This is a genomic window from Formosa sp. L2A11 (assembly GCF_009796865.1).
Lineage (GTDB): Bacteria > Bacteroidota > Bacteroidia > Flavobacteriales > Flavobacteriaceae > Formosa.
The window spans coordinates 2,919,652-2,936,011 of record NZ_CP047028.1; the positions used below are offsets into that span (position 1 = coordinate 2,919,652).

The 16,360-nt window shown below is 31.0% G+C and carries 15 protein-coding genes; 8 read left to right on the forward strand and 7 right to left on the reverse strand.

Going from position 1 to position 16,360, the window contains the following annotated elements; all coding sequences use genetic code 11:
- Positions 1-12 precede the first annotated feature (12 nt).
- Positions 13-501, forward strand: coding sequence for a hypothetical protein (locus GQR95_RS12825; RefSeq protein ID WP_159023533.1), 489 nt, complete (start codon positions 13-15; stop codon positions 499-501).
- A 387-nt stretch (positions 502-888) separates the two neighbouring features.
- Here the strand turns inward: GQR95_RS12825 and GQR95_RS12830 are convergent, their stop codons facing one another.
- The 3 genes from GQR95_RS12830 to pflB form a co-directional block, all read right to left on the reverse strand.
- Positions 889-1,671 carry a formate/nitrite transporter family protein gene (locus GQR95_RS12830; RefSeq protein WP_159023534.1) on the reverse strand — a complete coding sequence of 261 codons (783 nt, stop codon included), beginning with the start codon at positions 1,669-1,671 and terminating at the stop codon, positions 889-891.
- Positions 1,672-1,703: 32 nt separating this feature from the next.
- On the reverse strand, positions 1,704-2,456 hold the full coding sequence (pflA, locus tag GQR95_RS12835) for a pyruvate formate-lyase-activating protein (protein ID WP_370514554.1): 753 nt from the start codon (positions 2,454-2,456) through the stop codon (positions 1,704-1,706).
- 145 nt (positions 2,457-2,601) lie between these two features.
- Positions 2,602-4,857 carry a formate C-acetyltransferase gene (gene pflB, locus GQR95_RS12840; protein ID WP_159023535.1) on the reverse strand — a complete coding sequence of 752 codons (2,256 nt, stop codon included), beginning with the start codon at positions 4,855-4,857 and terminating at the stop codon, positions 2,602-2,604.
- A gap of 500 nt (positions 4,858-5,357) precedes the next feature.
- On the opposite strand from pflB, the gene GQR95_RS12845 reads away from it, so the two are divergent.
- Positions 5,358-6,926, forward strand: a complete 1,569-nt coding sequence (locus GQR95_RS12845) for a serine hydrolase (RefSeq protein ID WP_159023536.1) — start codon at positions 5,358-5,360, stop codon at positions 6,924-6,926.
- Positions 6,927-7,095: 169 nt separating this feature from the next.
- On the opposite strand, the gene GQR95_RS12850 is transcribed toward GQR95_RS12845, so the two are convergent.
- A complete protein-coding gene (locus tag GQR95_RS12850; RefSeq protein WP_159023537.1) occupies positions 7,096-8,103 on the reverse strand; it encodes an LLM class flavin-dependent oxidoreductase in 1,008 nt (335 codons plus the stop codon).
- A gap of 241 nt (positions 8,104-8,344) precedes the next feature.
- On the opposite strand from GQR95_RS12850, the gene GQR95_RS12855 reads away from it, so the two are divergent.
- From GQR95_RS12855 to GQR95_RS12875, 5 genes are all read left to right on the forward strand, one after another.
- Positions 8,345-9,676: a glycoside hydrolase family 1 protein gene (locus tag GQR95_RS12855; RefSeq protein WP_159023538.1), complete on the forward strand. Its 1,332-nt coding sequence runs from the start codon at positions 8,345-8,347 to the stop codon at positions 9,674-9,676.
- A gap of 104 nt (positions 9,677-9,780) precedes the next feature.
- Positions 9,781-10,305: a DUF4251 domain-containing protein gene (locus GQR95_RS12860; RefSeq protein ID WP_159023539.1), complete on the forward strand. Its 525-nt coding sequence runs from the start codon at positions 9,781-9,783 to the stop codon at positions 10,303-10,305.
- An 88-nt stretch (positions 10,306-10,393) separates the two neighbouring features.
- Complete coding sequence (locus GQR95_RS12865; RefSeq protein ID WP_233266058.1) at positions 10,394-10,753, forward strand: septal ring lytic transglycosylase RlpA family protein; 360 nt, start codon at positions 10,394-10,396, stop codon at positions 10,751-10,753.
- Positions 10,754-11,006: 253 nt separating this feature from the next.
- Positions 11,007-11,855, forward strand: coding sequence for a sulfurtransferase (locus GQR95_RS12870; RefSeq protein ID WP_159023541.1), 849 nt, complete (start codon positions 11,007-11,009; stop codon positions 11,853-11,855).
- 54 nt (positions 11,856-11,909) lie between these two features.
- Positions 11,910-12,365, forward strand: coding sequence for a GNAT family N-acetyltransferase (locus tag GQR95_RS12875; protein WP_159023542.1), 456 nt, complete (start codon positions 11,910-11,912; stop codon positions 12,363-12,365).
- Between the two features lie 4 nt (positions 12,366-12,369).
- Here GQR95_RS12875 and GQR95_RS12880 read toward each other — a convergent pair whose 3' ends face one another.
- From GQR95_RS12880 to GQR95_RS12890, 3 genes are all read right to left on the reverse strand, one after another.
- Positions 12,370-12,780: a DUF3592 domain-containing protein gene (locus GQR95_RS12880; protein WP_159023543.1), complete on the reverse strand. Its 411-nt coding sequence runs from the start codon at positions 12,778-12,780 to the stop codon at positions 12,370-12,372.
- Between the two features lie 108 nt (positions 12,781-12,888).
- The gene (locus GQR95_RS12885) at positions 12,889-13,560 is read right to left on the reverse strand and encodes a haloacid dehalogenase type II (protein ID WP_159023544.1); all 672 of its coding nucleotides are present in this window, start codon (positions 13,558-13,560) and stop codon (positions 12,889-12,891) included.
- 44 nt (positions 13,561-13,604) lie between these two features.
- The gene (locus GQR95_RS12890) at positions 13,605-14,450 is read right to left on the reverse strand and encodes a DUF6503 family protein (RefSeq protein ID WP_159023545.1); all 846 of its coding nucleotides are present in this window, start codon (positions 14,448-14,450) and stop codon (positions 13,605-13,607) included.
- Positions 14,451-14,855: 405 nt separating this feature from the next.
- Here GQR95_RS12890 and GQR95_RS12895 point away from each other — a divergent pair, with 405 nt between their 5' ends.
- Complete coding sequence (locus tag GQR95_RS12895) at positions 14,856-16,157, forward strand: leucine-rich repeat-containing protein kinase family protein (RefSeq protein ID WP_159023546.1); 1,302 nt, start codon at positions 14,856-14,858, stop codon at positions 16,155-16,157.
- Positions 16,158-16,360: the final 203 nt, after the last annotated feature.

Genomic DNA, 16,360 nt, shown 5'->3' on the forward strand with positions numbered 1-16,360 from the left:
AAACAGAATACAATGAATACCGGAACACTTATACTTAGCATATTTTTTATAATAATATGCGCTTCTCCTTTTATATTATCTACTATAAACAGTAGAAAACGAAAAAAGAACATGCTTAAAAACTTAACTGCTTTAGCTAATAAAAATGATGCTACAATAACGAAACACGAAGTAGGTGTAGATTTTATTATTGGCTTAGACGAACCTAAGAACAAGGTTCTTTTCTTTAAAAAAACGGCAGAAAAAACAACAGAACAGTGTTTAGACTTATCGGATTACAAAGCCTGTAGAATTTTAAAATTTGGTAAAAACTTAAATGCAAAAAGCAATGTTAATGCTATTGAAACTTTAAAATTAGATTTTACTCCAAAAGATAAAACAGTTACCGAATCTCAATTCGAATTTTTTAATGAAGATACCAACATCCAACTAAGTGGAGAACTTCAATTAATAAATACATGGCAACCCTTAATTCAACAAAGAATAGCTGCTCTTAATTAAATAAAAAAAGCCCTAAGCAACATTGTACTTAGGGCTTTTTCATGTTTTAATCCGAAATCTAATCAGCTATAAATTTCATATAAAAAACTTTGATAAAAAAAAACCTCGACAAGATAGATACCGAGGTTTAATTAAAATTTAGTTGTTTGCCCGTAAGAGCTTAATTACCAATATATATCAAATTTAACATTATAAATATATTTCTCATACTTTTATATGAAAAATTTATTAAAAATGAAATAATTAGTGTTATCAAAAAAACTCTAAAAGACCATTAAAACGGTACATAAATATACGATAGATTAACGTAAGTACCGGAAAACCGTCTAACTATTTTAGAAAAAATTATAAATTAAAAGTTTAGATAAACTTCCATTTTATACTAGATTAATTTTCTGTTTTACCAAATAAATAACCGTAAGGTAAGCCTACAAATAAAACGCCTCCAACAATATTACCCAAAGTTGCAGGAATTAAGTTTTTAATAATAAAAGTACTCCAAGAAATATCTGCTCCTTCAAATATAGAAAGTGGAATAAAATACATATTTGCAATACTGTGCTCAAATCCCATAGTTACAAAAGCCATAACAGGCAACCAAATAGCCACTATTTTACCAATAGTGTTTTTTGCTGCAATGCCTTGCCAAAGCGCAAGACAGACCAACCAATTTGCTCCAATTCCTTTTATAAAAGTGACTAAAAAAGTATGACTTGTTTTTCCTCTAGCTATATCATGAACCATATTTATATAAGGATCGCTACTAACTAAATGTGTTAAATGCGTAATAACGTAAGCAATAAATATAGCACCAAAGAAATTTCCAAAATAAACCAATCCCCAGTTTTTAAACATGGCACATGCTGGCTGTCTTTTGGTTAAAATATTAGGAATAAAATAAGCATTATTACCCGTAAAAAGCTCTGCTCCTACTAAAACCACAAGAATAAGTCCTAACGGGAAAGCTGCTCCAAACAAAAACTTTACTAATCCAGGGTTATGTGTTGCTATTCCAGGAGAACCTCCAGAAATAATAATGGCTAATAATGCACCAAAAGCAACATAAGCTCCCGCTAAGAAAGCAAGGATTAATGTTTTACTTACGGTATATCCTTCTTTATTAAGCGCAATTTCATTTACTATTTTTATACCTTCTTTGGGAGAATTCATTAGCTATTTTATTGTGATGTATTTTATACGTTTTAATTTGCTTTAACCTCTTTAAAGTACGAACTCAAAATTTTTACTGCAGTATCAATTTCTTCTTGAGTGTTTTCTCTTGCATCTTTCAATTCGTATTCCCAACCTAAAGCTTCCCATTTATGAACACCTAATTTATGATAAGGCTGAAGTTCAATTTTTTCAATGGTTTTATAATCTTTAAAATATGTACCCAATTGATGAAGCAACTCTGGAGTATTAGTTATTCCAGGAATCAATACATAACGTAGCCACATTTTTTTTCCTGAAGCTTCTCTGTATTTTGCGAAATTAAACGTGGTTTCTTTATTTTTTGCTCCGGCAAGTTTCTGAAAACCAGCTTCATTCATATGCTTAATATCAAGCATTACTAAATCTGCATAATGATCTAATAATTCTGTTGTAGGATGATTTAATAACCGTCCGTTAGTATCGATATTAGTATGTATACCTTCTTCTTTTAAACGTTTAAAAAAAGGAATTAAACTTTTAGCTTGTAGTAAAGGTTCACCACCAGAAACAGTAACACCTCCATTATTTCCAAAATAAGATTTCATTCTAAGTGCACGTTTTACAAGATCTTCAATAGTATATGCTGTACCTCCTTGTGTATCTATAGTATCTGGATTATGGCAATACTGACATCTTAATTTACAGCCTTGTAAAAACACAACCATACGTATTCCAGGCCCATCGTGTGTTCCAAAAGATTCTATGGAATGTACATTTAATATGTTGTCTGAAGTTTTAATAATAGTATGTTTTTAATTAAAAAATAAGAGGTATCCAAAACGATAAGCTACACTAAAAATTAATAAGGAGATTACTGATTTGAAATAATAAAAATTAGTGCTTTACGTTTTTTGAATACCTCTTCAAGTTAAATAAACAGAGTACGTTTTACATAGATTCGTGGAACGAACGAGAAATAACTTCCATTTGTTGTTCTCTAGTTAATCTTATAAAGTTAACTGCATATCCAGATACACGAATTGTTAATTGCGGGTGATTTTCTGGATGTTCCATAGCATCTAATAAAGTGTCTTTATCTAATACATTCACATTTAAATGTTGTGCACCATGAGCAAAATATCCTGTTAAGGTTGCTACTAGGTTATCTATACGTTCTGTATCTGTAGCCCCTAAAGATTTAGGTACGATTGAGAAGGTATTAGATACACCATCTTGTGAATCTTTATAATCTATTTTAGCAACAGAGTTTAATGAAGCTACTGCGCCGTTAGTATCGCGTCCGTGCATTGGATTTGCTCCTGGTGCAAAAGGCACACCTGCATCTCTACCATCTGGAGTTGCTCCTGTCTTTTTACCATATACTACGTTAGACGTAATAGTAAGCACAGACATTGTTGGTTCTGCATTTTTGTAAACTGCTAATTTTTTTAATTCGTTATTAAAGTCTTCAACAGCATTGTGAGCAAAAATATCTACACGATCATCGTCATTTCCATATTTAGGGAATTCACCTTCAATTTCGAAACTTACGGTTAAACCGTCTTCATTTCTAATTGGTTTAACTTTAGCATATTTAATTGCCGATAAAGAATCTGCTACAATAGATAATCCTGCAATACCGTAAGCGATATTTATAGCTGGATTTGTATCAATTAAAGCCATCTGACCTTTTTCGTAGTAATATTTATCGTGCATGTAGTGAATAATATTCATCGAGTCGTTATATACTCGAGCCACTTCTGTCATTGCCAATTTAAAATTAGCCATCACTTTATCGAAGTCTAAATACTCATCGTTATCTTGTTCAATACCTTTTACCATTTGCTTACCGGTAATTTCGCAACGCCCAGCATTTACAGCTAAAAGTAATGTTTTTGCTAAGTTAGTACGTGCACCGAAGAATTGGATTTGTTTTCCGATTTCTTGATAAGACACACAACATGCAATTCCGTAATCGTCAGATCCTCTTAATTCACGCATTAAATCGTCGTTTTCAAACTGAATTGAAGATGTATCAATAGCAACTTTAGCACAATATTTTCTGAAGTTTTCAGGTAAAGAAGGCGACCATAATACAGTAATATTTGGTTCTGGTGATGGTCCTAAGTTGTATAATGTATGTAAGAAACGGAACGCCGTTTTAGTAACTTTAGTTCGTCCATCTTTAAACATTCCACCAATCGCTTCTGTTACCCAAGTTGGATCTCCTGCGAAAATTTCATCGTAAGCAGACATTCTTAAATGACGTACCATACGTAGTTTCATTACGAATTGATCGATATATTCTTGAGCTTCAATTTCTCCAATCACTTCATTATCTAAATCTCTTTGAATATAGATGTCTAAGAATGTAGACACATTACCAAGAGACATTGCTGCACCATCTTGTTCTTTTACAGCTGCTAAATATGCCATATATGTCCATTGTACTGCTTCTTGAGCATTTTGTGCTGGACGACTTAAATCTAAGCCATAAGCATTACCCATTAAGATCATGTCTTTTAATGCTTTTATTTGCTCAGACACTTCTTCTCTTAAGCGAATAACAGCATCTGTCATCGGGCCTTTAATGTGTGCTAAATCTTGTTTTTTAGCATCTATTAAACTGTTAATACCATATAAAGCTATTCTTCTGTAATCTCCAATAATTCTACCACGTGCATAATTATCTGGTAAACCTGTTAAGAATCCTAAAGATCTAAATTTTCTAATTTCTGCATTATATGCATCAAACACACCATCGTTATGTGTTTTTACATATTTAGAAAATAATTCGTTTACGGCATTAGCTGGCTTTAGACCTATTTCTTCTAATGCTTTTTGAACCACTTTATAACCTCCAAAAGGTTTCATAGCGCGTTTTAATAAACCATCGGTTTGTAAACCAACAATAGTTTCATTTTCTTTATCAATATATCCAGCGTCAAAGCTCGCAATACCAGAAACAATATCCGTATCAACAGAGTGTACTCCGTTGTTAGCTCTTTCGATTTTAGTTTCGGCTTTACAAACATCCCACAATTTTTGTGTACGCTCACTTGGTCCAATTAAAAAGTCCTGAGTACCATGATAAGGTGTAATATTTTTGTACACAAAATCACGTACGTTAATCGTATTATTCCAATCTCCATTTTGGAATCCTTCAGTCTGAAGGCCTGTATTTTTTAACTCTGCTACTTTCATACTTTCATCTTTATTAATGCTTATTATTAATTCTATATTTCAAAGTTCATCAGAAAGCAAAGCTTAAAACATGACAAATGATAGGTTTTTTACGAATTCGGAACTATCCACAAATAGCCGTTAAACAATTGTTAAAATTCATTAATTTGGTAATTTTCGTAAATTTTCGCTAACAAAAACAACAATATCATAAAAACCTCATAATTGATTGTTTGACAATAACTTACGTTTAATATTTTTCAAACGTTTGAATATTTTTTCAATATTCTTAAAAAGGAATAAAATGAACAATATTTTACCGAATTGTTACTTTTTTAAAACTTAAACTTAAACATTGTCAAAAACAAAACTAAAAATCATCTAATAATATCAAATTGTTAGTTTTATAACGTTATCGTAAATCCTATATAAAAAGTACATAAAACCATTCTGAAATAATTTTTCATACATTTAAAAAATAACAACAGTATAACCCCTTAAAAATCAAACTGTATATTATTATGAGGCAATTAAAAAAAATTTGTATTGTTACTTTTCTAGTTCTAATTAGTCTAAAAGGGTTTTCTCAAAGCATAAGCTCTAAACAAATAGATTCTTTAGTTGCAAAATCTATGACTATAGATCATGTTGCAGGATTAGCAATTGCTATTGTTAAGGATGGAGAAATTATACACTCTAAAGGGTATGGTGTAAAATCTGTAACGAGCAAAGAGAAAGTAGACAATGAAACGTTATTTGCTATAGCTTCAAATTCTAAAGCTTTTACTTCGGCAGCATTGGCCATTTTAGTCGATGAAGGTAAACTCACTTGGGACGATAAAGTGGTAGACTATATTCCTGAGTTTAAAATGTACGACGATTATGTTACTGCAAATTTTACTATTACAGATTTACTTACCCATAGAAGTGGTTTGGGGTTAGGTGCTGGAGATTTAATGATTTTTCCAGATGCTGGAGAATTTACGATGAATGATATTCTTAATAGTTTTCAATACCAAACACCAACATCTGCTTTTCGTACAAGATACGATTATGATAACTTATTATACTTAGTTGCAGGAGAAGTTATATATAGAATTAGCGGCACACCTTGGGCCGATTTTATACAAACACGTATTTTTAATCCTTTAGACATGACAGCCGCTGTACCACTTATTAATCGTATAAAACCTGATGCTAATGTGTCTATGCCGCATAGTTCTTATAATAACAAATTAGTTGAAGTTGCACCTTACGATGGCGGAGATTTAGTTGGTGCTGCTGGAGGAATTAATGCTAGTGTTAGCGATTTAACAAAATGGATGCTAATGCAATTAAACAAAGGAAAATACGGTACAGATTTATCTAAAACATTATTTTCTGAAGCTGTACAAAAACAAATGTGGTCGCCCTTAACCATAACTGGATATAATTTAGATGGAGACCAACGTACCAGTAATCATTTTTCTGCTTATGGTTTAGGTTGGGAAATATCTGATGTTAAAGGAAAAATTGTGGTAAGCCATACCGGTGGATTAACAGGTATGTTATCGCGTACCATTTTAGTTCCAGAACTAAATTTAGGAATTGTAGTTTTAACCAATACAGATCCGGGAGGTTATGCCTTCTACTCTATTCCTGAAACTATTTTAGATATGTATTTGGGTGTAGAAAAGAAAGATTGGATTACAGAACTTTCTGAATATAGTAAAGCTCAAGAAAAAGATGGAGATGCCGTTACCAAAGCTGTTTGGGATACTGTTGAAACAAATAAAAAAACTAAAATTGATTTTAATACTTATATAGGTACTTATAACGATCCTTGGTTTGGAGACATTACAGTTACCGAGAAAAAAGGAAAGCTTTGGTTTACCTCTAAACGTTCTCCAAAATTAAACGGACAAATGTATTTTTATAAAGCAACAACTTTTGCTGTAAAATGGGAATTTACAGGAATGCCTTGCGATGCTTTTGCTACTTTTAATTTAAATGAAGAAGGCAATGCTATTGGAATAAAAATGAAAGGTATCTCGCCAAACATCGATTTTAGTTTCGATTTTCAGGATTTGAATTTGACACGTGTGGAGTAATTTATTTTATCTAAAAATAGTTTAGTGAGTTTACCGTCATACTGAACTCAATTCAGTATCTCTTTAAAATATTGAATATCTTTTAGTATTAAAAAGAATACATCTTGTGCGAAGCTGAAATGAATTCAGCTTGACGTGACGTTTACAAAATCAGTAGAATAGTAATTGTTTATGCTTGAAAAATTTCACTTAAAATAGCATAAGACTTTTTACGAGCTTCATGATCATAAATATGAGATACTACAATAAGTTCTTGCACTTGAGTTTTGGCGACAAATTCTGAAATTTCTTTTTCAATTGTAGCTTTACTTCCTATAAACGTGTAATGCAGCATATTATTAATCATGGCTTGTTGTTGGTCGTTCCAAACACCATCCATAGTTTCTACAGGTGGTTGTAATGGGCGACGCACATTCGTGATAATTCCCATTGCTAATTGATATAAACTGGTTGCAAGCACTTGCGCTTCTTCATCTGTATCTGCTGCAATTACATTTACACAGGCCATACTATATGGTTTTTCATGTGTAGCATTTGGCTGAAACGTATTATTATAAATATGAAGTGCATCAAATAATTGAGCTGGTGCAAAATGGCTTGCAAACGCATAAGGCAATCCTTTTTTAGCTGCTAAATCGGCACTAAATGTACTAGAACCTAATAAATAAATTGGAATATCTATCCCTTCTCCTGGAATTGCTCTAACAGGTTCTCCCAGATTTTCATTTGTAAAATAATTTTGTAATTCTTGTATGTTATTCGGAAAATCCTGAACACTTTCTTGTCTATCTCTACGCAAAGCCATTGCTGTACGTTGGTCTGTTCCAGGTGCGCGTCCTAACCCTAAATCAATTCGATCGGGATATAATGTCGCTAAGGTTCCAAATTGTTCTGCAACCACTAAAGGCGCATGATTAGGTAACATAATACCTCCCGACCCCACTCTTATTTTAGATGTGCCTTGAGCAATATAACCCAACAAAACAACAGTTGCAGAACTTACCAAACTGTCCATATTATGATGTTCTGAAATCCAATATCTGGTGTACCCTAAAGCTTCTGTATGTTGCGCTAGATTTAGAGCATTATGCATCGCCTGTTGTTGCGTATTTCCTTTAGTAATTGGTACTAAATCTAATACTGAGAATTTTATATTTTTTAAGTTGAAATGACTCATAATGTGCATGGTTTTTTGAAGATTATAAAGTTTTATTTTATAAAATGGGCTTTACGAATCAACACTAATTATATTAAAGATAATTCAAATTTATGAAGATAAAAACAAAGAAAATAATAGTATAACTTAATCTATTCTTAAAGTTTAAAAAGTAGCTTTTTTTTCATTAATTTCTATTTTTAAAAATTAATTATCGGCTAATTTTAAACTAGAATACTTTAGCTATTTGACCATATAACTCGTGAAATCAAAACATTTTCCTAAATCTTTTAAATGGGGCGTTACCATTTCTTCATATCAGAATGAAGGTGCGTATAATACGCATGGCAAAGGCCCATCTATTTGGGACACATTTACCAATAGAAAATCTTTTAAAAAAGGAAATGGAAATACAGCTACAGATTTCTATTCAAACTATAAAACAGATTTAGATCATGTAAAAGCGCTACATTTAGATAGTTTTCGTTTCTCTTTATCGTGGTCTCGTATTTTTCCTGAAGGTGTTGGAGAAGTTAATCCTGAAGGTGTTGCTTTTTATCACGATGTTATAGATTATGCCTTAAAAATTGGCATAGAACCTTGGGTAACGCTGTATCATTGGGATTTACCTCAAGCGTTACAAGACCAAGGCGGATGGACAAATCGTGATATTTTAGGATGGTTTGAAGCGTATGTAAACTTTTGTACTAAAGAATACGGATTAAAAGTAAAAACGTGGATTATTTTAAACGAACCCATGAGTTTTATTGGTCTTGGCTATTTTATGGGCATGCATGCGCCAGAAAAAAAAAGATTAAAGAACTTTTTACCTGCAGCACATCACGCAACGCTTTGTCAGTCATTAGGCGGAAGATTAGTACGTAAAAATGTAGAAAACGCCATAATTGGCACCACGTTTTCTTGTTCTTATGTGCGTCCGCTTAACAGACGAGTTATACATAAAAAAGCAGCAGTAAGGATAGATGCATTATTAAATCGATTTTTTATTGAACCCGCCTTAGGTATGGGATATCCGATAGATGCTTTTGCGGGATTAGATTTTATGTCTAAATACATAAAACCGGGAGATGAAGACTTAATGCCATTTGATTTCGATTTTATTGGTGTGCAATATTATTTTAAAATCGTTGCTAAATTTAGCCTGCTCCCTCCTATTCTTTTCGCAACAGAAGTCCCTGCAGAAAAAAGGAATGTAAAGATTAATGCTATGAATTTGGAAATTTACCCGAAAGGATTATATAAAATGTTAGAGCAATTTAACACCTATTCTGGAGTTAAAGACATCTATATAACAGAATCTGGAGTGTGTTTTGAAGATGACATAGAAGATGGTAAAATTCAAGACAAAAACAGAATTAATTATTTTAAAAAAACTTTTAAATACACACTAAAAGCCATAGAAAATAAGATTCCGGTAAAAGGATATTTTATCTGGACTTTAGTAGATAATTTTGAATGGGCAGAAGGCACAAAACCAAGATTTGGGATAATACATACAGACTTTAACACCCAAAAACGTACTATTAAAAAATCAGGGTTGTGGCTTAAATCTTTCCTAAGTAAACGTAAATAATAGCTTGTAATATCTTATTATTTTTAAGTGTGAGGTCATTAACATAAAATCAGTAATTTCTACTTTGGTATATAATTTGTTATATTAAACAAAACTTATATGTCATGAAAAAACATGTTATTCTATTAATAATTTTAGTTTTCGGTATTAATTTAACATTTTCTCAAACTAGAGCAGAAAAGAAAGCTATAAAGAAAGAAAAACAAGAGCAAGAATATGTTGCAGTAAAAACACTTTTAGAAACTTCTAAATTTACTTTTGAAGCAGATTGGGCCACAACACAAGGCGGAAAACGTATTAGCTTAATAGGAAACCCTAACTTTTTAAAAGTTAACGATACTATAACAGAAGCAGACTTACCTTACTTTGGCGTTGCACATATGGCTGCTTATGGTGATGATGGCGGAATTAAATTTGAAGGTCCTTATAAGGAGTATCAATTAAGTTATAACGACAAAAAACAAACGGGAACCGTTAAGTATAGTATTAATAACGATTCTGAAAACTTTAAAGTTACACTAACGGTTTATGGACCAGATACAGCAACATTAACGGTTTACTGTAGTAATAGAAATAGCATCACTTTTGATGGTAATATAGAGCCTCTAAAAAAGAAAGAGAAAGCATAGAAATACAGTAAAAACGTATTAATAAATTTAAGCTAAATTATATACTATGCCCGTATTTCGAATATCATGTATACTCTGTTTCTTTTTGATGCATACCATTGGAAAAGCACAATCTGCAGAAACAGGAAAAGCATCTTATTACAATAATTCTTTTGAAGGAAAAAAAACAGCTAGCGGTGAATTTTATGATAAAAATAAATTTACAGCAGCTCATCCTACTCTAGATTTTAACACAAAGGTTATGGTTACTAATTTAAGTAACAATAAATCGGTTGTAGTTGTTATAAATGATCGTGGACCTTATAAAAAAAATAGAATTATAGATCTGTCTCAGGCAGCAGCAAGAGAAATAGATTTAATAGAAGAAGGTATCTCTAAAGTTAAAATAGAAGTTATAGAAAATTATGCATTATTTTTTTCAAACCACTATTTAAAAGATTTTGATTAAAATAATAATAGACTTACTTAAAAAGCAAAGTAGACCACATCTAATTAACTAATATAGATGTATTCATAAAAAAAGAGTACGCTACTATCTCTTTTTAGAAACGCAAAAACCAAAATATTAATTTGGTTTTTAAATACAACTAGGACTAATTAATCTTATTTAAACGCTATTCTCTAAATTAAATTTAAGTTACTATATGAGTCCGTATTTACTATTGTATTTTAGTAATCTCTAATTATATAAAAAGCAAAAAATGAACTCATCTATAATTTCTGCAAAATGGCTAAAAGATAAATTACATACAGAAAACGTAGTTATTCTAGACTGTACTCTAAAAAATCAACTTCTAAAACAACCTTTAGAAATTCAGGATATTCAGATTCCTAATACACGTTTTTTCGATCTTAAATTTAAGTTTAGCGACTTAACAAACGAATATCCTACTGCTTATCCTTCAAAATCGCAATTTGAAACAGAGGCACAAAATTTAGGAATTAATAACGAAAGTATTATTGTAGTTTACGATGCTAACGGCATTTATTCGAGTCCGCGTGTTTGGTGGTTATTTAAATCTATGGGGCATGAACAAGTGTATGTATTAAACGGTGGATTGCCTGAATGGATAAAAAAGGGATTTCCTACTGAAATAAAAAAAGAAGAAGAAGAAGAAGAAGAAGAAGAAGAAGAAGAAGTCTATACAAAAGGAAAATTTCAAGCAAAATTAGACACAACTATAGTTAGAAAATTTGATGCTGTTTTTAATAATCTAACCACAAAAAAAGAATTGGTAATAGATGTGCGTTCTGAAGACCGATTTAATGGTTTAGTAAAAGAACCTAGAGTAGGACTAAGAAGCGGACAGATTGATAACTCTATTAATATACCTTATACCAAAGTGCTTAATAATGGTAAGTTTGAAAGTGAAGAGCATCGCACTCAACTTTTTAAAAGTTTAGCAGAAGAAGATCGCCCTGTCGTTTTTAGTTGCGGTTCCGGAATTACTGCATGCGTTATGTATTTGGCTGCAGAAGGGCTGTTAAAAAACAAAAAAGCAGTGTATGATGGATCTTGGACAGAATGGGGAGACAAAGTGAAAAATTAAATAGAATTATAGAAATAATTACTTAAAACCGGATATAAAACCCATCTATTTAAAATGATAAAAAAGCTAGAGCATCATCAATTAGAAGAAGCAATTAAAATACATATCCTTTTTCAGTTATCATATACTGTTGAAGCTAAATTATTAGGTATTTCTAAGTTTCCTCCGCTGGAGCGTACCATTGAAAATTATCAAAAAAGTGATACTACGTTTTATGCTTTTTTTGAAAAAAATGCTTTAGCAGGAATTATAGAAATTGAAGACTTACAAACTAAAATAACTATTAATAGTTTAGTTGTTAACCCAGAATGTTTTAGACGTGGTATTGGAAAAGAATTAGTAAATTTTGTACTCAACACAACAACTTCTAAACCTTGTATTGTTGAAACTGGAATTTTAAATACTCCCGCAAATCAATTATACAAATCGCTTGGTTTTATAGAATTAAAACAATGGAAAACAGACATGGGTATACAAAAAGTACAGTATAAAAAATATCCAATAAATTAAATTATTAGCCTCTAGAATACAAAAAATAACCACCTCCAATTATTAATAAAGGTGAAGCAATAGCTAAAAGCACAATAGTCCATCTGTATAATCCCCAAAACGAGACTACCTTTCTATCGTCTCCATTTTTAGCATAAATTATCATTACAGAATTCCCTATATTATAGGCTGGCGGGTTAGAACTTACGCTACTATTAAATCTAACCACAGTATTGGTACGATCTGTATATTCGAAAACCGGTTTATAAGTATAACCTTTGTCACCACTTACTTGTATTAAACTCACAACTTTAGCTTTAGTACGAATACCTTCGGCTTCTAAGGTTTTGGTATTATTATATTGTTTAAGTGCAAAAAATATTAAAACAACCGAAATACTCAATATTACGGCATATACATACTCAATCATTTTCATTTCAAATTAATTAAAACTAATGGGTATAAAAGTAGAAAAGAACAGCATTGAAAATACAATACTGTTCTTTTTATTTATTTGAAATTGTTTTAGACAAAAAATATAACACTAATTATTATATGCTATAATCTGTTGCATTAATTCTGGTAAATCTGATGATTTAAAATCTGCTTGTAAATAAAACGGATTATAAATCTCTTTCTTTCTGCTAATATAAGCAGTTGTAATACCTGCTTTTTTTGCTCCAAATAAATCCCAATCGTGAGTAGCAACCATAACAATATCTTTAGTTTGCAATCCTTCTTGTAGTGCCACAGACAGATAAATATCTTTAAATGGTTTGTACTTCTTAACATCGTCTACAGAGTAATACGAGTCGAAAAGCGCTATAATTCCGGCCTGTGTTAACTGCTCTTTTATCATTGATAAAGATGAATTAGACACCGCAATAACTTTAATATCATGAGCTTTTAGTATCGTAATTGCAGGAATTACATCTGCATAAGCAGGTAACTTTTTAAATGCTCCTAAAATTTCAGATTTCGTTTCTGGACTTAAGGGTTTATCGTTTTCAAAAAACAGATTTTCTAAAGCAACATCTGCCAACTCTCCAAAATTTTTATAAGCATCCATAGTTCCCATTACTGTAGAACTGTGTAATAATTTAGTAAACCAATATTTTAAAACATAAGCATCGTTAAAATGTTTATCAAACTCTGTTTTAAGCACACTTAAGTTTAATAAGGTTTCATTCATATCAAAGAATACGGCTTTTTTCATCTGTTTAAAATTTTAGGTTTGTTTTAGCAGTTATTTCGAATGTTTTACTTTGTAAAATCGGCTTTATTTAAACCATTATTAAATTTAATATTTGTCCAATTTACTAATATCCATGGTTTATCTGTAACTTCTGCATCCCAATTAGAGGCTTTATATTTACGTTTTGTAGGCAATAATAAACCGTCTATATTTTCGTATTCTAATTGCATTAATAACGGATCTGATTTTCCGAAATCCATAACTGTAAACAAAAATTGGTCTACTAATTTAGTGTCTTTATTAATGTATAATTGGTAAATATCTTTAGGTTTACCATCTGTAGCATCGAACGTTACTTTTACAACATCGTAAACTTTATCTGCAACAGTTTGTTCTTTAATATATTCGTAATTTAAACCTGGATCTAATAATTTAGGCATCATTGTAAACCAGTAAAAATTTGTAGGTCTGTTAAAAGCTACACGTTTTAAAGCTTTTGGGTCGTTTACAGCTTCACCTTTATGTTTTAACCAATATTCGCTTCCATCGTAACCTTGTTCCAACATGCCTTCCATATCGGCTAAAGATCTTTCGTGCTTGGTGTACATTCCGTAAGACAATTCACCATTAAACATGTACTTTTCTGTAGTAACATCTGTTTTTCCATCTGGCGTTTGGTAAGTGTAGGTATACACAACATCTTTCTTACTCATTAATGTGCTGTAATCTCCCACTTTCTGAACCATTTCATACACTAATTCATGAGCTTTATTTTTAAATTCTGGTTTAACGTCTATAACCATTTGCTCTGGCACATCTTGTTTAACTTCTGTTACAATGGCTTTCTTTTCGTCTTTACAAGACACTAAAGTGGTTATTGAAATTAAACTAACTGCTAAAATTTTTCTCATGTTACTATTTTATTTTTAGTATGAAATTAATGTGTTTAGTGCAATCTGAGAAAGAACCTTACATTTATTTTATAAAAACAATTCACTAAAACAATCCTATTCTCTTTTTTAAATATTAAGATACATAATAATTTTAAAGAACCGTTTACATTATAAACTGAAACTAAAAGCATTAACTTTTTACGAATACCTTTTAAGTTAAAAATTATGAATTTATAATTCTAATAATCAAAGATAATTAATTTCCAGGATTAGTAAAATTCCATTTTACATTGTGTTTAAACGTTTTAAACGATACGGTATTATCTGTTATAATATGAATTAAGACATAAAACGGAATAGTTTTTTTATACTGTAGCTATAAACTCGTAATAATAATTAAGTTTGTAGCCTAATATTTTTAAGATGACGCATACTTTAGAAGCATTACAATCGGGAGCATTAACAGGAAGTAAACGCCTAAAATTAGCCTGTGGTTTAACTTCGTTTCCGGAGGAAATATTTGCATTAGCCGAAACTTTAGAGGTTTTAGATTTATCAGACAATAAGTTATCATCTTTACCAGAAAGTATTAGCCAACTTAAGCAATTAAAAATTATATTTTTTGCACGGAATAATTTTACAACATATCCTACTGTTTTAGGAAACTGCCCGAATTTAAATATGATTGGTTTTAAATCTAATCACATTCATACGGTTCCAGAACATGTGTTTCCGCCTAAATTAAATTGGCTAATTTTAACCGACAATAAGATTACCATTTTACCAAAAAGTATTGGAGACTGTACGTTACTACAAAAATGTGCTTTAGCAGGTAATAAAATTGAAGCCTTGCCTAACAATATGGCAAATTGTAAAAACTTAGAGCTTTTAAGAATTTCTGCCAACAACATAAAATCTATTCCAGATTGGTTATTTGAATTACCTAAATTATCTTGGGTAGCATTTGGAGGAAATCCTGGAGCTTATAAAAAGGCATTAGACACCGATTTTGAATCTTATACTTGGACCGATTTTAATGTAAAAGAATTATTAGGAGAAGGTGCTTCTGGATTTATTTCTAAAGCCAAATGGATTTCTAAAAACCAAGATATTGCCATTAAAGTTTTTAAAGGCGATGTCACTAGCGATGGTTTACCAGATGATGAAATGGCGGTTTCTATCGCTGCAGGATCTCACGATAGTTTAATTCCTGTTTTAGGAAAAATTAAATATCATCCTGAAAACAAAAGCGGATTAATAATGAAACTTATAGCACCCGCTTTCATTAATTTAGGGAATCCGCCAAGTATGGCATCTTGTACACGAGATATGTTTAATGCTGACACTGTTTTTAATACTAACCAGATTTTAAAAATTGCTAAAAGTATTGCTTCTGTAAGTGCACAATTACACAGTAAAGGGATTAATCATGGCGATTTGTATGCGCATAATATTTTAATAAATAATGAAGCCGATTGTCTTTTAGGCGATTTTGGTGCAGCAACCTTTTATAATAAAAAAGAAAATCATGCTCACACTATTGAACGTGTAGAAGTTCGTGCCTTTGGATGTTTATTAGAAGATATACTGAATCTTGTTCCGGAAAACAACCGTAATGAAAACCTTAAAGAAACTTTGCAAAAATTAATTTCAGGGTGCTTTCAATCAAATGTAAAAACGCGTCCGTCTTTTTCTGAGATTCTTCAGATTTTAAAGCAATTTTAATTTTCAACAGTTAGACAGAACATTAAAATCTGACTAAATAACAGATTTATTCAAACAAATTTGAAACTACAAATATACTTCTCACAAGGTTTGATAAGTTTGCACATGCAGTAATGAATGAAGTCTTAAATAGCTATTAGCCTTGTATATTACATTGTAGATAATGTAATATATCTGTAAAGTCCTTATTGTTTTTCATTTTA

Bases quoted from the DNA above. Each gene is read 5' to 3' on its own strand.
- GQR95_RS12825 (WP_159023533.1), top strand. From the start codon at position 13: ATGAATACCGGAACACTTATACTTAGCATATTTTTTATAATAATATGC.
- GQR95_RS12830 (WP_159023534.1), bottom strand. From the start codon at position 1,671: ATGAATTCTCCCAAAGAAGGTATAAAAATAGTAAATGAAATTGCGCTT.
- pflB (WP_159023535.1), bottom strand. From the start codon at position 4,857: ATGAAAGTAGCAGAGTTAAAAAATACAGGCCTTCAGACTGAAGGATTC.
- GQR95_RS12845 (WP_159023536.1), top strand. From the start codon at position 5,358: ATGAGGCAATTAAAAAAAATTTGTATTGTTACTTTTCTAGTTCTAATT.
- GQR95_RS12850 (WP_159023537.1), bottom strand. From the start codon at position 8,103: ATGAGTCATTTCAACTTAAAAAATATAAAATTCTCAGTATTAGATTTA.
- GQR95_RS12860 (WP_159023539.1), top strand. From the start codon at position 9,781: ATGAAAAAACATGTTATTCTATTAATAATTTTAGTTTTCGGTATTAAT.
- GQR95_RS12865 (WP_233266058.1), top strand. From the start codon at position 10,394: ATGCATACCATTGGAAAAGCACAATCTGCAGAAACAGGAAAAGCATCT.
- GQR95_RS12870 (WP_159023541.1), top strand. From the start codon at position 11,007: ATGAACTCATCTATAATTTCTGCAAAATGGCTAAAAGATAAATTACAT.
- GQR95_RS12875 (WP_159023542.1), top strand. From the start codon at position 11,910: ATGATAAAAAAGCTAGAGCATCATCAATTAGAAGAAGCAATTAAAATA.
- GQR95_RS12880 (WP_159023543.1), bottom strand. From the start codon at position 12,780: ATGAAAATGATTGAGTATGTATATGCCGTAATATTGAGTATTTCGGTT.
- GQR95_RS12885 (WP_159023544.1), bottom strand. From the start codon at position 13,560: ATGAAAAAAGCCGTATTCTTTGATATGAATGAAACCTTATTAAACTTA.
- GQR95_RS12890 (WP_159023545.1), bottom strand. From the start codon at position 14,450: ATGAGAAAAATTTTAGCAGTTAGTTTAATTTCAATAACCACTTTAGTG.
- GQR95_RS12895 (WP_159023546.1), top strand. From the start codon at position 14,856: ATGACGCATACTTTAGAAGCATTACAATCGGGAGCATTAACAGGAAGT.